Annotated in this window: 15 protein-coding genes; 10 read left to right on the top strand and 5 right to left on the bottom strand. The window is 69.8% G+C overall.

Annotated elements, in window-relative coordinates; translation table 11 throughout:
• The first annotated feature begins 3 nt into the window (after positions 1–3).
• Positions 4–1,236, top strand: a complete 1,233-nt coding sequence (locus ACWDRB_RS02975; RefSeq protein WP_449891624.1) for an MFS transporter — start codon at positions 4–6, stop codon at positions 1,234–1,236.
• On the opposite strand, the gene ACWDRB_RS02970 is transcribed toward ACWDRB_RS02975, so the two are convergent.
• The gene (locus ACWDRB_RS02970) at positions 1,214–3,355 is read right to left on the bottom strand and encodes a DUF6351 family protein (protein WP_449891623.1); all 2,142 of its coding nucleotides are present in this window, start codon (positions 3,353–3,355) and stop codon (positions 1,214–1,216) included. The two genes, ACWDRB_RS02975 and ACWDRB_RS02970, sit on opposite strands and share 23 nt — an antisense overlap.
• A gap of 155 nt (positions 3,356–3,510) precedes the next feature.
• Here ACWDRB_RS02970 and ACWDRB_RS02965 point away from each other — a divergent pair, with 155 nt between their 5' ends.
• The 6 genes from ACWDRB_RS02965 to ACWDRB_RS02940 all read left to right on the top strand — a co-directional run bounded on the left by ACWDRB_RS02965 (position 3,511) and on the right by ACWDRB_RS02940 (position 7,552).
• Positions 3,511–4,770, top strand: coding sequence for an AI-2E family transporter (locus ACWDRB_RS02965; RefSeq protein ID WP_449891621.1), 1,260 nt, complete (start codon positions 3,511–3,513; stop codon positions 4,768–4,770).
• 231 nt (positions 4,771–5,001) lie between these two features.
• On the top strand, positions 5,002–5,442 hold the full coding sequence (dut, locus tag ACWDRB_RS02960; RefSeq protein WP_355194384.1) for a dUTP diphosphatase: 441 nt from the start codon (positions 5,002–5,004) through the stop codon (positions 5,440–5,442).
• A 45-nt stretch (positions 5,443–5,487) separates the two neighbouring features.
• The gene (locus ACWDRB_RS02955; RefSeq protein WP_397365100.1) at positions 5,488–6,126 is read left to right on the top strand and encodes a DUF3710 domain-containing protein; all 639 of its coding nucleotides are present in this window, start codon (positions 5,488–5,490) and stop codon (positions 6,124–6,126) included.
• 219 nt (positions 6,127–6,345) lie between these two features.
• A complete protein-coding gene (locus ACWDRB_RS02950) occupies positions 6,346–6,552 on the top strand; it encodes an OB-fold nucleic acid binding domain-containing protein (protein WP_225289212.1) in 207 nt (68 codons plus the stop codon).
• Positions 6,553–6,555: 3 nt separating this feature from the next.
• The gene (locus ACWDRB_RS02945; RefSeq protein WP_449891620.1) at positions 6,556–7,227 is read left to right on the top strand and encodes a DUF3159 domain-containing protein; all 672 of its coding nucleotides are present in this window, start codon (positions 6,556–6,558) and stop codon (positions 7,225–7,227) included.
• Positions 7,228–7,330: 103 nt separating this feature from the next.
• Positions 7,331–7,552, top strand: a complete 222-nt coding sequence (locus ACWDRB_RS02940; protein ID WP_449891619.1) for a hypothetical protein — start codon at positions 7,331–7,333, stop codon at positions 7,550–7,552.
• 107 nt (positions 7,553–7,659) lie between these two features.
• Here the strand turns inward: ACWDRB_RS02940 and ACWDRB_RS02935 are convergent, their stop codons facing one another.
• The 4 genes from ACWDRB_RS02935 to ACWDRB_RS02920 form a co-directional block, all read right to left on the bottom strand.
• On the bottom strand, positions 7,660–8,109 hold the full coding sequence (locus ACWDRB_RS02935; protein WP_449891617.1) for a PIN-like domain-containing protein: 450 nt from the start codon (positions 8,107–8,109) through the stop codon (positions 7,660–7,662).
• A complete protein-coding gene (locus tag ACWDRB_RS02930; protein WP_449891616.1) occupies positions 8,090–8,743 on the bottom strand; it encodes a DUF433 domain-containing protein in 654 nt (217 codons plus the stop codon). The genes ACWDRB_RS02935 and ACWDRB_RS02930 overlap by 20 nt, the downstream gene beginning before the upstream one ends.
• A 379-nt stretch (positions 8,744–9,122) precedes the next feature.
• Positions 9,123–9,782, bottom strand: coding sequence for a potassium channel family protein (locus ACWDRB_RS02925; protein WP_350722859.1), 660 nt, complete (start codon positions 9,780–9,782; stop codon positions 9,123–9,125).
• Positions 9,782–10,447, bottom strand: coding sequence for a potassium channel family protein (locus tag ACWDRB_RS02920; protein WP_350722857.1), 666 nt, complete (start codon positions 10,445–10,447; stop codon positions 9,782–9,784). Before ACWDRB_RS02920 ends, ACWDRB_RS02925 begins: the two co-directional genes overlap by 1 nt.
• Before the next feature lie 102 nt (positions 10,448–10,549).
• On the opposite strand from ACWDRB_RS02920, the gene ACWDRB_RS02915 reads away from it, so the two are divergent.
• From ACWDRB_RS02915 to ACWDRB_RS02905, 3 genes are all read left to right on the top strand, one after another.
• Entirely contained in the window at positions 10,550–12,592 is a 2,043-nt protein-coding gene (locus tag ACWDRB_RS02915) for an APC family permease (protein WP_449891615.1), read from the top strand.
• Positions 12,593–12,601: 9 nt separating this feature from the next.
• The gene (locus ACWDRB_RS02910) at positions 12,602–13,852 is read left to right on the top strand and encodes a class I SAM-dependent RNA methyltransferase (protein ID WP_449891614.1); all 1,251 of its coding nucleotides are present in this window, start codon (positions 12,602–12,604) and stop codon (positions 13,850–13,852) included.
• 315 nt (positions 13,853–14,167) lie between these two features.
• On the top strand, positions 14,168–15,034 hold the full coding sequence (locus ACWDRB_RS02905; protein ID WP_449891613.1) for a CAP domain-containing protein: 867 nt from the start codon (positions 14,168–14,170) through the stop codon (positions 15,032–15,034).
• Positions 15,035–15,040 lie beyond the last annotated feature (6 nt).

Raw genomic sequence — 15,040 nt, 5'->3', positions numbered from 1 at the left:
CGGGTGAGCCTGTTACGCGATCACGACTTCCGCCGGTTGTTCCTCGCCGACGTCGCCAGCCAGGCGGGCAGCCAGCTCCTGGTGCTGGCGCTGCCGCTGGTGGCCGTGTCGGCGCTGCGGGCCTCTGCGTTCGAGGTGGGCCTGCTGGCGGCATGCCAGACGCTGGCGTTCGTGGTGATCGGGCTCCCCGCCGGCGCCCTCGTCGACCGGCTGCGCAAGCGCGTGGTCATGGTGGTCAGCGATTGGGCGAGGGCGCTGGCGCTCGCGTCCGTGCCGGTCGCGTGGTGGCTGGACGTGCTGACGATCCACCAGCTGTACGCGGTGGCGCTGGTGCTGGGCGTGTTCACCGTGTTCTTCGACGTCGCGTACCAGAGCTACCTGCCCTGCCTGGTCGAACGCGAGCGGCTCGTCGAGGGCAACTCCACGCTGGAGATCGTCCGCACGGTGGCGCAGGTCGGCGGGCCGAGCGGGGGCGGCTACCTGATCCACCTCCTCACCGCGCCGTTCGCGCTGGTCGCCACGGTGGCCGGGTTCGCCTGGTCGGCGCTGTGCCTGGGGACGATCCGCAGGCACGAGGCCCGTCCGGAGCCCGGCCGGGCCAACCTGGGCCAGGAGATCGCCGAAGGCGTGCGATTCGTGCTCGGGCACCGGCTGCTGCGCCGCATCGCCGGCTGCACCGCCACCGCGAACTTCTTCGTCTCCGTGGCCCAGCCCATGCTCCTGCTCCTCCTGGCCAGGGAGCTCGGCCTGGACGCGGGCACCATCGGGCTGCTCATGGCCTCGGGCGGCCTCGGCGGGATCGTCGGCGCGCTGGTCAACGCCCGGGTCGTCAGGCGGCTCGGGCAGGGGCCGGCGATGTGGCTGGGCATCGCCGTGCCCGCGCCGCTGACGTTCGTGCTGCCGTGGATGGCGGCCGACTGGCGGCTGGGGCTGTTCGTGGCCTACGAGTTCTGCGTCGGGGCCGGGGTGGTGATCTACAACGTCACGCAGGTCAGCTTCCGCCAGGCCATCACGCCCGAGCCGCTGCTCGGGCGGGTGAACGCCACCATGCGCTTCCTGGTGTGGGGCACGCTGCCGCTGGGCGGGCTGATCGGTGGCGCGCTGGGCGGGGCGATCGGGGTGCGGAACACGCTCCTGGTCGCCGCTGCCGGGGCCTGCCTGGCGTTCCTGCCGCTGGTCACCTCGCCCCTGCGCTCGATGCGCGAGCTGCCCGTCAGTAGTCGCACACTCCGGTAGGGAAGATCTGCTTCAGCCTGGCCCGCTCCTCCTCGGTCGGGTGCCAGGAGCCGTACAGGCCCCTCGCGACGGCCCGATCGACCGGCTGGAGGCGGCACCTGTAGACGCCGCCCGCCAGCGGGCCGCCCGCCACCACGCGGCTCGTCGAGTAGAGCGGGAAGCGCTGCGTGCAGGCGCCGGGGGAGCGGCGGTCGAGGATGCCGTCCCAGACGTGCGGGCCGGCCGCGATCTGCGTGCCGTCCGTGGCGAAGCAGCGGTCCACCGCCTCGGGCGGCCTGTTGCCGACCACGCCGCGCGCCGGATATTTCCGGATGTTGGCCATCCAGGCGTCCATCACCTGCAGCGCCTGCGGCGTCTGGTCGAACGTCGGCCCGTCGGGCCGCGCGTCCGTGAACCAGATGACCTGGTTGCCCGCCCGGCCGTCGTGGTCGAGCATCCGCTGCCTGGAGGCGAACGACTGGTGCGAGTCGTGCATGTCGAGCCGGTCCTCCAGGTAGTGCCGCCAGTCGATGATCGGGATGTCGATGTCGCCCCTGAACACCAGGCCGCTGCGCCGCACGTTCCTGATCGCGATCGGGTCTCCCGCGCGCCTGGGCGCCGGGTCGCCCAGGTTGACGTTGCGGGCGCTCCAGGGGTCGAAGTCGGCCGGGCAGGCGGACTGCACGAACGGGCAGCCCTCCTGGACCATGTCCGCCGCCTCCTTCCACGAGCCCGCCTTCGCGTTGACGTCCAGGAACTCGGCCGGGGTGATCACGCCGTCGGCCAGCGCCTTCAGCCCGTACTGGACGCCCACGTTGTCCCAGGTCGAGCGGGCGTATCCGTGCTCGTCCACGCCGTAGACGTTGCGCACGTCGTCCCAGTGCGTCCACTGCACGGTGTCCTTGACGCCCGGCGGGTCCATGCGCTGCCACTCGGGGTCGTTGTTCGAGGTCCACCGCGGGTTCATGGTCAGCGGGGTCAGGCCGCGCCAGCCGTTGACGCACTCGTCGGAGCCCTGTTTACCGGTGTAAGGGTTCGCGACCGTGTCACCGGCGTTCATGCCGATGAGGGCCGTCCTGTCGTCCCACCGGGCCCAGCGCGGATTGTGGTCCATGTAGCGTTCGAGCAGCTCGCAGTCGCCCACGTGGATGGTCTGGGTGACCATGTCCGGATAGGAGTACTGCGGGATCGCGGCGTCGATCAGCCGGTCGCCCAGGTTCTGGCCGTAGATGTACTGCTGGATGGCCCCGCCCGAGCCGCCCACGCCCACCGTGTAGAGCGGGACGCCGTACTGCTCGATGAAGCGCTCCTTGACCATGAGGGCCGTCTCGCCGCCCAGGATCAGGTTGTAGTGGGTGGAGGTGCGGGTGCCCGACGAGTACATGATCGCGTAGCCCTGGCCCAGCCCGTACGGGTCGAGGGCGTTGCCGCCGAGCGTGCCCTGGTCGTGGCCGATCCCCACGCCGCCGTCGAACCGGTAGATCGCCCGGCCGGTCCAGCCGTCCTCGACCATGGCGATGGAGTAGAGGAAGCGGTTGATCACGCCGCGCTCCCTGCGTACCACGAAGTCGACCGTGCGGCCGTCCGGCAGCGTGGTGGTGGCCATGTCGGCGGGTCGCTCGTCCGGTAGGGGCTTGAACGTGCCGTCCGTGGACCGGTAGAGGCGGTCGGTGACGGCCGGCGCGAAGCAGTCCCTGCTCCAGCCGTCCGCGACGCGCATGCCCTGGCCGTCCTGGTTGTCCGCCGCGGGCGGGCCCAGCCCGCTGCGCTCGGTCTTGCACAGGAACGGGTACTGGTGCGGACCCGAGAAGACCGGGCCCTCGATGGGATGGTTGCGCAACGTCAGCGTCCGCCGCTCCCGGCCCGCCGTGGCGACGATCGTGTTCGCTCCCGTCCTCAGGCCGGTGACCAGAGCCGTGAGGCCGTCCCTGGTCTGCTTGAAGGCCGCCGTGACGTCCTCGCCGTCGCGCGTGACCCGGAGCCGCGTGCCTTCGCGGTGGCGGACCCTGAGCAGGGCGTCACCGCCGGTGACCTGGTCGGGGCGGCTGGAGAGCACGTCCAGCGCCAGATCTGCGCGGGAGGCGTACGCGGGGGCGGGCAAGAGCGACGCGAGCACGGCGAGGACCACCACAGCCTTCATGACCATGACGGTGACACGCCGTCCATCCCTTGCACAGGCCCGACCTTGGCGAGGTGGGCTTGTGCTGGTCGCGCGGCCTTCGCGTCGCTCTGTGGTCAGCCGCCCCATGATTTATGGGCGCGCATCCGGGCCGCGGACATGCCAGTCTGGAATATGTGTTTCCCGACCGCCCTACCAAGCTCGTGCCGCCCGTGCTGGCCAAGATGGCCGCGTGGTGCGCGTGCCTGATCCTCGTCGGCGTGGTCGTCTACTTCTTCGCCCTCGTCATCGCCCGGCTCACGTTCGTGGCGCTGCCCGTGGCGATCGCGCTGCTGCTGACCGCGCTGCTGTTCCCGCTGACCAACAGCCTGCGCCAGACGGGCATGCGGCCCATCTACGCCACCTGGATCACCATGCTGGTGGCCCTGGCCGTGCTCGTCGGCACCGGGTGGCTGGTGGGGGCGCGGGCCAGCGACGAGTTCCCCAACCTCGTCCAGCAGGTGCAGGCGACGGCCCGATCGGTGCAGGACTGGCTGATCACCGGCCCCCTGCACCTCAAAGAGGCGCAGATCACGAGCTACGTCGACGAGATCGCCACCATGGTCAACACGCAGCGCACGGCCATCACCGGCACCGTGCTGACGGCCGGGGCGGTCGCCTTCGAGGTGCTCGCGTCCATCGTGCTGCTGCTGTTCGTGACGTTCTTCCTGCTCAAGGACGGCGAGCGCATCTGGTCGTGGGTCCTGCGGGGGTTCGGCAACGTCGCGCCGCGCGTGGACCGGGCCGGGCGGGCCGCCTGGGCCACCCTCTCCCACTACGTGCAGGGCACCGTGGCCGTGGCCGCGGTGCACGGGCTGATCATGGGCATCGTGCTGGCGGGCATGGGCGTGCCGCTGTGGGCGCCGCTGGCCGTGCTGATCTTCTTCGCCAGCTTCATCCCCATCGTCGGCATCTTCTTCGCCGGCACGGTCGCCACCCTCGTCACGCTGGGCGCCAAGGGGCTCGTCTACGCGCTGATCTTCCTCGGCATCCTCATCGTCGAGCAGCAGCTGGAAAATCACGTGCTCCAGCCGCTGATCGTGGGCCGGGCGCTCAACTTCCATCCGCTGGCGATCATCCTGGTGCTGGCCATCGGCGGCATCCTGGCCGGCATCGCGGGGGCCGCCGTCGCCGTGCCGGTGGCCGCGGTGATCTACCGCGCGCTGCCCGAGCTCATGCATCAACCACCTGCCCTGCCACCGCCCAGCCATGGTCCCGGCGAGGACAAGGGGCCCAGAGGGGACGCCGGGGGAGGGCCCGGCGAGGTTCCCCGTCCGCGCGGCGAGGGGGCCGCTCCCCGCGACGACGTATCCGGATCGCGCGGCGTGGAGCCCGGCGGCAGAGGCGCCGAGCCCGGAAGCCAGGGCGAGAACGGCCGGCGGGTGGACACCGAGTAACCTCGTCAGCCGTGACTCCCTGTCTCCTCTCCGCTCCCGTGGGCACGACACTCCACTTGCGTGCCGGGTGCGACGGCAATGCGGGCGGGAAGGCGTACCTTGAGGCTGAGGGGCGAAACAGCCCTCCGACGGTCCGTCCGTCCGCGCGGCGGCGCTGTTCGTCGAGGTGAGCATGGGACACTTCGCCAAGCACGCCACCGTACAGAACACCCAGGACTACGAGGTGAACCCTTGAGCAACGTAGAGGTCCTCATCCAGCGGCTCGACGCCGGGCTGCCGATGCCGTCCTACGCCCACGCGGGAGACGCGGGCGCCGACCTCTACGCGGCCGAGGACGTCGAGTTGCTGCCCGGCGAGCGGGCCGTCATCGGGACGGGCGTCGCGATCGCCCTGCCCGACGGCTACGCCGCGTTCGTCCACCCGAGGTCCGGGCTGGCCGCCAAGCACGGTGTCACGCTGGTCAACGCGCCGGGCACGGTCGACGCGGGCTACCGCGGCGAGATCAGGGTGACGCTGATCAACACCGACGCCAAGGAGCCGTTCCGCCTCCAGCGGGGCGACCGGGTGGCCCAGCTCGTGGTCCAGCGGGTGGAGCGCGCGGCCTTCTACGAGGTGGAGAGCCTGCCGGGTTCGGTGCGCGGCGCCAACGGGTTCGGATCTACAGGACGATGAGCATCGGGCCGCGCTGACGGCCCGCGAGCGAGGAGAGTGAGGAACGTGTTCCGACGTCGTCGTCGTGAGCAGCCGGAGCAGGTCGTCGAGCAGGATCCTGCCGCCCTTGCGCGAGATTCCGGCCCGTGGGACGCCGACGAGCCCCACCCGGAGACCGACAGGATCGACCTGGGCGGCCTGCGGCTGCCGCACAATCCCGACTTCGACGTGCGGCTGGCCTCCGTCGGAGACCAGCACGTCGGTGTCGTCGTGCTCTACGAGGAGAGCTCGCTGCAGCTCCAGGCCCTGGCCGCACCGCGCAGCTCGGGCCTGTGGGACGAGGTCAAGACCAAGATCCTGGCCCAGGCGCAGCATCTGGAGGAGCGGGAGGGCCCGTTCGGCAGCGAGCTGAGGGGCGAGATGAAGGTCGAGGACGGCTCCCGTCCCGCCCGATATCTCGGCATCGACGGGCCCCGCTGGTTCCTGCTCGCCGTGATCTCCGGCAAGGCGGCGCTGGACGAGGCCGTGGCGGCGGCGTACATCGACTTCGTCAAGGACGTCGTGGTGGTCCGGGGCGGCGACCCGATGGCCCGCGAGGAGCCCATCCCGCTGCGCCGCCCCAACGAACAAGCAGGCGAGACGGGCGACGATCGGCCCGGGTTCAACCCGTTCAAACGGGGACCCGAAATCAGCGAGATTCGCTGAGGGCTGACATCGCGCCGACATCACATAGGCTGATTCATCATGAGTACGGCAGAGCCTCCGAAACGCGGGGGATTGCGCGGGTTCTTCAGTCGGCTGGCCTCACCCCAGTCCGAGATCGAGGCCCAGGAACTGCGAGAAGACGCCGACGAGGTCGGCGCGACCCCCATCGTCTCGTGTGGCGGCCGTCGGCGCTTCTGCGTGGCAGGTACGCTACGTACGGTGACACTCCGTCCGAGGGGCGGCGCCCCCGCCCTCGAGGCCGAGCTCTACGACGGGTCCGACGTGATCGACCTGGTCTGGCTCGGCCGCCGCAAGATCGCGGGCATCGAGCCCGGCCGCACGGTCAAGGCCGAGGGCCTGGTCAGCATGCAGGACGGACGCAAGGTGATGTTCAATCCGCGTTACGAGCTGCGCCCAGGGAGTTGACACGTGAGTGCTGAGGCGGAAGAGGTCGCCCACGACACCGTTGAGGCGGCGGTGCGAGCCCAGCTCGCCAAGGCCTTCGGCGGGGTGCGCGGCATCATCGAGGCGGCGATCCCGACGATCGCGTTCACGGTGTGCTGGGTCAGCACCGAGGAGCTGAAGCTGTCGCTCATCGTGAGCGTCTCGATCGCGGTGGTGCTGCTGGCGGTCAGGATCGTGCAGCGGTCCACGCCGCAGTTCGTGATCAACAGCCTGATCGGCATCGCGATCGGCGCGTTCTTCGCCAGCCGCACCGGCGACGCGAAGGACTACTTCCTGCCCGGCATCCTGTGGAACGCCGGCTACATGGTGGCGATGCTGCTGTCCATCGTCACCCGGTGGCCGGTGGTGGGCTTCCTGATCGGCTCGGTCACGGGCGACCCGACCGCCTGGCACAAGGACCCGGGCATCGTGAAGCTGTGCACCCGGCTGACCTGGCTGCTCCTGCTGCCGTGCGCGGTCCGGGTGGCCGTGCAGGGGCCGGTCTACTGGTTCGGAGGCGGCAACGAGGCGGTCGCCGCCCTCGGCGTCGCCAAGATCGCCATGGGCTGGCCGCTCCAGGTGGCCGCCCTCGGCGCCATGCTCTGGGTCCTGGGCCGCGGCCGCACCCCGATCAAACCCCCGGTGGCCCCCGCCTGACGATCCCTGGTAAAGATCTCCGGATCATTTCCTAGAAGAGCTGATCCACTTGCGCGGGTACGAAGGCTGGCGAAGGATCACTTCGAGCCAATCGGGGGCCCCAATGTACGCACGTGCCGTCACCGCCCTGGCCACGACCGCCGCCGCCCTGCTCCTGGCAGCGGGGCCGGCCGTCGCCGACGACGACTGGAGGGGGCCGGATGACACTCTGTGCGAACGGTTCCTCGAGAGCCTGGACAGGGGCTCCGTCGTGCTGCCCATGAGTGTCGTCGTCAACTGCATGGACGCGGATGACTCCAGGCGCTTCAGCGTGACCTTCGACTGAGCGCCGGTTCCGCTCCGGAAAGACCTCTCGCCGCCCGTGGCGAGGGGTCTTCGTGCTGTTGCCCATGGGTCACGGGCAGCCGTTCGCGTGAATTGGCGCGGCCATGCCTACAGAAGCGAGGGCCAGAACTTCGGCGGCGTCTTGGCTGGATCGATGAGACGGAGGCGGCTTGCCGCAGTCGGATCGATCCCACGCAAGCTGATCAACCGCTGACCGTCAGACTCCTCCAGCAAGGCCAACGCACCAGGCATGCCGGCCGCAACGGTCGCGATCGCGATGCCCATCCCAACCAGCCCTGGGTGCTTGTGTGAGTATTCGACTCGATGTATTCCGGAGGCGGCGATGGCCGCGACCTCTCGGGGACGCTGCATCTGTCGTCCGTCGTTTGTCAGGATCGCATCAAACCCGTCGGCCGCGGCTCGGGGGTAGAGCGTCTCATCGCGGGTTCCAGACCAGCCATCAAGATCGAGCAAATGCACGATTTCGTGGTTCAGAATAAATGTGGTGAGAACCTGATGGAGCGGCTTGGGGACGTTCTCATCCAGCAGCAGCCTCACGCGGCTCCCTCGGGGGGTCATAGCTGTCGACGTAATCGGCGAAGTCCTTCGCGTCCAATGCCGCGGGAGCCGTCACGTTCGGGTAGTACGTGGAGATCTGCTCGGCCGGCACCCCGTCGCGCAACAACGCGGCGACCTCGTCATAGGGCACGCGGGTGCCCTCGATCACCGGTACCCCGCCCCTGATGGCCGGATCGACGGTGACGTGGTCACGAGGCCGGAGCAGATCGGGAATGTGCCGGCCATCCCGGTAGAACGGGCGTAGGACGTCCACCATCTCATGGATGACCACGTGGGCCTTACGACGCACGAGGTCGGTCGCCTGTCCGGGCTCCACGAGATAGACCGTGGAGCCATCGGCCACCAGGCGGTAAGCCGACAGGTGCTCACGCTCCTGCAGGTCGTCACGAAGCGTGTCCAGAGCGCGCCGAATCTTCTGCAGCGAGGTGTCATTGCGCAGCTTCACACAGGTTCGTAGTGCCACCAGGTCGCGGAAGGAGTAGAGGATGGGACGGTTCTCGGAGATCTCGGGGATGAGTACGGCTCCACGGCCGGCGCTGGCCTTACGCCAATGCGCGAGTTGGCGAAGCGTGGCACCCGACAACGCCGCCGCAAGCTTCGGACTGTAGGACATAGGCTCCGCCCCCTCCCTCTTCTCGAACGAGAACCCGCATCGGAGCCATCATCCCAAAGATCTCCTTGCAGCACATGCATTGGATGGCATTCAGTCCGGTCGCGCCCAGCTCGTCTGACACGCTGGTCGCCACGGTCATCGGGGTCGCGTCCGGGGGCGCGGGGGCCGGCAGGTCCCCGCCTGGGGGTGTGGGGGCCTGCCCCCACAGGGCGCTGCCCGAGCTCTCGTCGCGCGCAGCGCGCCTTCAAGCGAGGACCGCGCCGTTGCGGGGTCGAAGGGGCGGAGCCCCTGGGAGTCGGGGCCCGAGTGCTCGAATGGCGCGAAGCGCCTCCCGGTGTTTCGGCCCCGGAACCCCCCAAGGGGCCCGGGTTCGTACCGGCTAGTGCTGGGAGAGGAGGTGGGCGAGCTCCTGCTCCACCTCCTGGTTCGCGACGAACAGCAGCTCGTCCCCCGCCTCCAGCGGATCGTCCGCCGTCGGCACCAGGACCCGGCCCTCCCTGAGGATCGCGACCAGGGCGGAGTCCACGGGCCACGGCACCGAGCCGGCCCGCTGGCCCACGACCGGGGCGTCCTCGGCCAGCGTGAGCTCCACCAGGTTGGCCTGGCCCTGGCGGAAGGTCATCAGGCGTACGAGGTCGCCGACGCTGACCGCCTCCTCCACCAGGGCGCTCAGCAGGCGCGGGGTCGAGACGGCCACGTCGACGCCCCAGGACTCGTTGAAGAGCCACTCGTTGTTGGGGTGGTTGATGCGGGCCACCACGCGCGGCACGCCGTACTCGGTCTTGGCCAGCAGGGAGACCACCAGGTTGACCTTGTCGTCGCCGGAGGAGGCGACCACGACGTGGCAGTTGTTGAGCCCGGCCTCGTCGAGGGAGGCGATCTCGCAGGCGTCGGCGAGGAGCCATTCGGCGCGCGGCACGCTGTCGATCTTGATGGCCCGGGGGTCCACGTCGATGAGCAGGACCTCGTGGCCGTTCTCCAGGAGCTCGGCCGCGATGGAGCGGCCCACGGCGCCCGCTCCGGCGATGGCGACGCGCATCACTCGTCCTCTTCCGGTGCCGCGGCGAGCACCTTGTTGATCCGGTCCATGTCGTTCTCCGCGGCGATGACGTGGAGCACGTCGCCTTCCTGCACCACGGTGTCCTCCGTGATGGTCAGGGCCTCGCCCATGCGGTTGATGAAGGCCACGCGCGTCTTGACGCGGTGCTCGAGGTCGACGACGCGGGTGCCGATCCACTCGGGGTTGGCGGTGACCTCCGCCAGGATGATCGTGCCCGTGGGGTCGCGCCAGAGCGGCTCGGCGCCCTCGGGGAGGATGCGGCGCAGGATCTGGTCGGCCGTCCACCGTACGGTCGCCACCGTGGGGATGCCGAGCCGCTGGTAGACCTCGGCGCGGCGGGGGTCGTAGATGCGGGCCACCACGTTGTCCACGCCGAACGTCTCGCGGGCCACGCGAGCGGAGATGATGTTGGAGTTGTCGCCGCTGGAGACCGCGACGTACGCGGCGGCGGACTCGATGCCGGCCTCGGTGAGCACGTCGCGATCGAAGCCCACGCCCGTCACCCGCCGCCCTCGGAACCCGGCGCGAAGCCGCCGGAACGCCTGCGGGTCGCGGTCGATGATGGCGACGGAATGGCCGCTGTCCTCGAGGATATGAGCGAGAGTCGAACCGACTCGGCCACACCCCATGATCACTATATGCATTTCCCCCCGCACTTTCGCGGTCGGCCCATTGCTGGACACCAGTATGGCCCGAGGGGGGAGCGCCTCGTTTAAGGCCTCGGCATGGGGCTAGCATCTCGTTACGTGGCGAAGGTAACGGATCTTGTCAAACGCTTGCTCGTGGGGCGCGCCCTGCGTAGCGGGCAGCTTCACGAGCAACTCCTCCCAAAACGGATAGCACTGCCGGTTTTCGCGAGTGACGCGCTCTCTTCTGTGGCGTATGCGCCCCAAGAGATTCTGGTCATCCTGTCGTTGGCCGGAGTCTCCTTCTACACCTACAGTCCCTGGGTCGCGATCGCCGTCGTGGTCGTGATGCTCACCGTCGTGGCGTCGTACCGGCAGAACGTGCACGCCTATCCGAGCGGCGGCGGGGACTACGAGGTGGCGACCACCAACCTCGGCAAGAACGCCGGGCTCACCGTCGCCAGCGCGCTCATGGTCGACTACGTGCTCACGGTCGCGGTGTCCGTCGCCAACGGCGTCGATTACGTCGGCGCCACAATTCCGTTCGTGGGCCAGCACAAGCCCGCCATCGCCATCGCCATCGTGATCCTCCTCACGGTGATCAACCTGCGCGGCATCCGCGAGTCCGGCGCCGCCTTCGCCGTTCCCACGTACGCGTTCATGATCGCCGTTCTGGCCCTGATCGCCTGGGGCGGGTTCCGGCTGCTGGTGCTGGGTGAGCAGCTCCAGGCGCCGAGCGCCCACTTCACCATCGAGGCCGAGCAGACCAACCTGACCGCCTTCGCCGCCGCGTTCCTGATCCTGCGCGCGTTCTCCTCCGGTTGTGCCGCCCTGACGGGCGTCGAGGCCATCAGCAACGGCGTGCCCGCCTTCAGAAAGCCCAAGAGCAAGAACGCCGCCACCACGCTGCTGATGATGGGCCTGGTCGCGATCACCATGTTCGGCGGCATCATCGCGCTCGGCCTCGCGTCGGGCGTGAAGATCGCCGAGCCGTCCGTGGTCCCCACCGACCTGCGCCTGCCCAACGGCAACCCCGTCGGCCCCGGCTACTACCAGCAGCCGATCATCTCCCAGGTGGCCGACGCGGTGTTCGGCGGGGGGTCGCTGCCGTTCGTGGTGATCTCGGCGGTGACCGCCCTGATCCTCTTCCTGGCCGCCAACACGGCCTTCAACGGCTTCCCGGTGCTCGGCTCCATCCTGGCGCAGGATCGTTACCTGCCGCGCCAGCTCCACACCCGCGGCGACCGGCTGGCCTTCTCCAACGGCATCATCATCCTCGCGCTCGGCGCGTGCCTGCTGCTGTGGGGCTTCCAGGCCGACGTCAGCCGCCTGCTGAACCTCTACATCGTCGGCGTCTTCGTCTCGTTCACGCTCAGCCAGATCGGCATGGTCATCCACTGGACCCGCCACCTGAAGACCGAGACCGACCCCAAGGTGCGCCACCAGATGCACCGCTCCCGCGTGATCAACTTCTTCGGCGGGATCATGACGGGGCTCGTGCTGGTGGTCGTGCTGCTGACGAAGTTCCTGGTCGGGGCGTGGATCGTGTGCATCGCGATGCCGATCCTGTTCCTCATGATGAAGGGCATCAGGCGCCACTACGACAACGTGGCGGCCGAGCTGGAGATCAGCGAGGAGTACGAGCCGACCATGCTGCCCGCGCGCAACCACGCGATCGTGCTCGTCTCCAAGCTGCACAAGCCGACCATGCGCGCGCTGGCCTACGCCCGCGCCACCAGGCCGTCCACGCTGGAGGCCATCACGGTGGGCGTCGAGGGCGAGGACGCGCGCAAGCTGCAGGAGGAGTGGGAGCGGCGGGGCATCCCGGTGCAGCTCAAGATGCTCGACTCGCCGTACCGCGAGATCACGCAGCCCATCCTCGACTACGTCAAGACCCTGCGGCGGCGCTCGCCGCGCGACGTGGTGACCGTGTTCATCCCCGAGTACGTGGTCGGCCACTGGTGGGAGCACGCGCTGCACAACCAGAGCGCGCTCAGGCTGAAGGCACGGCTGCTGTTCAAGCCGGGGGTCATGGTGACGAGCGTGCCCTGGCAGCTGCACTCCTCCGACCGCCTCAAGGGCAGGCCGGAGCCGTTCGCGCCGGGCGCGGTGCGACGTCCCTGGGACCAGACCGCAAAGGATGGAGAGCAGGCTCGGGCATAGGGTGTCCCTGTGGAACAGGCATCTCTCGAGCTGACGGTAGGTCCGGTCGCGCACGGCGGCTGGTGTGTGGCGCGCCACGAAGGGCGCGTGGTGTTCGTACGCCACGCCTTGCCAGGCGAGCGGGTGATCGCCGACGTCACCGAGGAGACCACCAGGTTCCTGCGTGCCGACGCCGTGGAGATCCTGGAGCCCTCGCCCGACCGCGTCGTCCCGCCCTGCCCGTACGCCGGCCCTGGGCGGTGCGGCGGGTGCGACTGGCAGCACGCCACGCTGGAGGCGCAGCGGCGGCTCAAGGCGCAGGTCGTGGGCGAGCAGCTCAAGCGGCTCGCGGGCCTGTCGCGCGAGGTCGTGGTGGAGGAGGTGCCGGGCGCCAAGGACGGGCTCGGCTGGCGCACCCGCGTCCAGTTCGCCGCCCGGCCCGGCGGTGAGCTGGGCTTCCGCCGGCACCGTTCGCATGACATCGAGGTCGTGGACGCCTGCCTGATCGCCCACCCGGAGGTGGAGGCGGTCGGGGCGGAGCAGCACTCCTGGCCGGGCGCGGCCGGCGTCGAGGTCATCGCGTCCTCGTCCGGCGACCGGGCCGTGGTCGTCTCGCCCAGGCCGCGCCGCAGTGTCACCGTGCCCGAGCTCGAAGCGCCCGCCTCGATCCTCCTCGACCAGGGCAAGGGCCGTACGGTGCCACGCCGCGGCTCGGGGGTGCTGCACGAGCAGGTCGGCGACCGCGGCTTCCGGGTCGCGGGCAGCGGCTTCTGGCAGGTCCACCCGGGCGCCGCCGAGACGCTGCTGGACGCGGTGCTGGCCTACGCGGCGCCGGAGCCGGGGGAGTGGGCGCTCGACCTCTACTGCGGGGTGGGGCTGTTCGCCGCCGGTCTGGCGGAGGCCGTGGGTGCCGAGGGGGCGGTGTTCGGGCTGGAGTCGGAGGCGGCCGCCGTCCGCGACGCCCGCGCCAACCTCCGCGACCTGCCGCAGGCCCGGGTGGAGCGGGGACGGGTCGAGGAGGCGCTGGACCGCTTCCAGATCGAACGCGCCGACCTCGTGGTCGTCGACCCGCCCCGTTCCGGGCTGGGGCGCGAGGTGGTGGAGCGGATCGCCGCGCTGGACGCGCAGCGGATCGTGTACGTCTCCTGCGACCCGGCCACGCTGGCGCGGGACCTGGCCTGGCTGGCGGAGCTCGGTTACCCGCTCTCCGACCTGCGGGCCTTCGACGCCTTCCCGATGACCCACCACGTGGAGTGCGTGGCCCTGCTGGCCAAGCAGTGATCCGTCGTCCCGGCCCGCCTCGCGGGTGAGCCGGGTCCTCCTCAGCCCGCGGCGCACGATGCGCCGCGGGTTTCTTCGTGAACCCTCAAGCGATCCCCCGCGTACCTCTAGGTGGCTCCCATGGGGGCCATGGGGCGTGCAAAGCCCGGTGGGACAGGAGTTTCGGGCCTGTGGCAGCGGGGGCACAGACGCCTCAGGTGGCACTCTGGTTTACCCGAGTTGCGAGATTTATATCGCAATTTAGTGACAAGTCGGTCTCGTTCCCGACAGAATGCCTTGCCATCCAGCGTCTATGGCAACTGGAGGGAATCCCCTATGCGTAGACCCATTGGGGTATTTGCCGGGCTCATCGGCCTGGCGGCGCTCTGCGCGCCGATCAGTGCGGCCGAGGCCGCGGCGCAGAGCTCGGTCGAGGCGCAGGCCTCGTGCCGCGTGAACGTGGCCAAGCCCAGCCTGACCAACGCATTGAAGATCAAGTCGTTCGCCACCCGTCGCAACTGCGACGACAGCGCACTCCTGCGCATCCGCCTCAAGCGCGCCGTCCCGGGTCCCGACCCCGTCGTCAAGAGCGGGGCCTCCAAGGACGGCCGCATCACCTTGACACTCGCCTGCAAACCGGGCACCTATTACGCGGTCGCGACCGACTATCGCGGCGGCACCGCCAAGTCCCGGGCCGTCCGGCTGACCTGTACCCCTGACAGCACGCCGACGCCCACCCCCACCACTCCCAGCCCCAGCGGCACGTCGACCCCGACGCCCACCGCGCCGCCCCCGTCGTCCGGAGGGACGGTCGGCACGGCCGAGGAGAACGAGGTACTCAGGCTGACCAACGCCGAGCGGGCCAAGGGCGGCTGCCAGCCGCTCAAGCACGACCCGCAGCTCCGTACCGCCGCGTTCGGCCACTCCGACGACATGGCGAAGCAGGGCTACTTCGACCACACCTCCAAGGACGGCCGCAGCTTCATGGACCGCATCCGGGGGGCCGGCTTCAGCGGAGGCACGGCCTTCGCCGAGAACATCGCCTTCGGCCAGCCCTCCCCGGCCTCCGTGGTCCAGGGCTGGATGAACAGCGAGGGCCACCGGGCCAACATCATGAACTGCCGGTACAACCTGATCGGCGTCGGCGTGGCCAAGAACTCCCAGGGCCGGATCTACTGGACCCAGGACTTCGCGGCGAAGTAGGTCAAG

This window comes from Nonomuraea sp. NPDC003707 (genome assembly GCF_053587055.1).
Note: the sequence above shows the minus strand (reverse complement) of the source record. Positions and strands in the feature narration are given on the sequence as shown.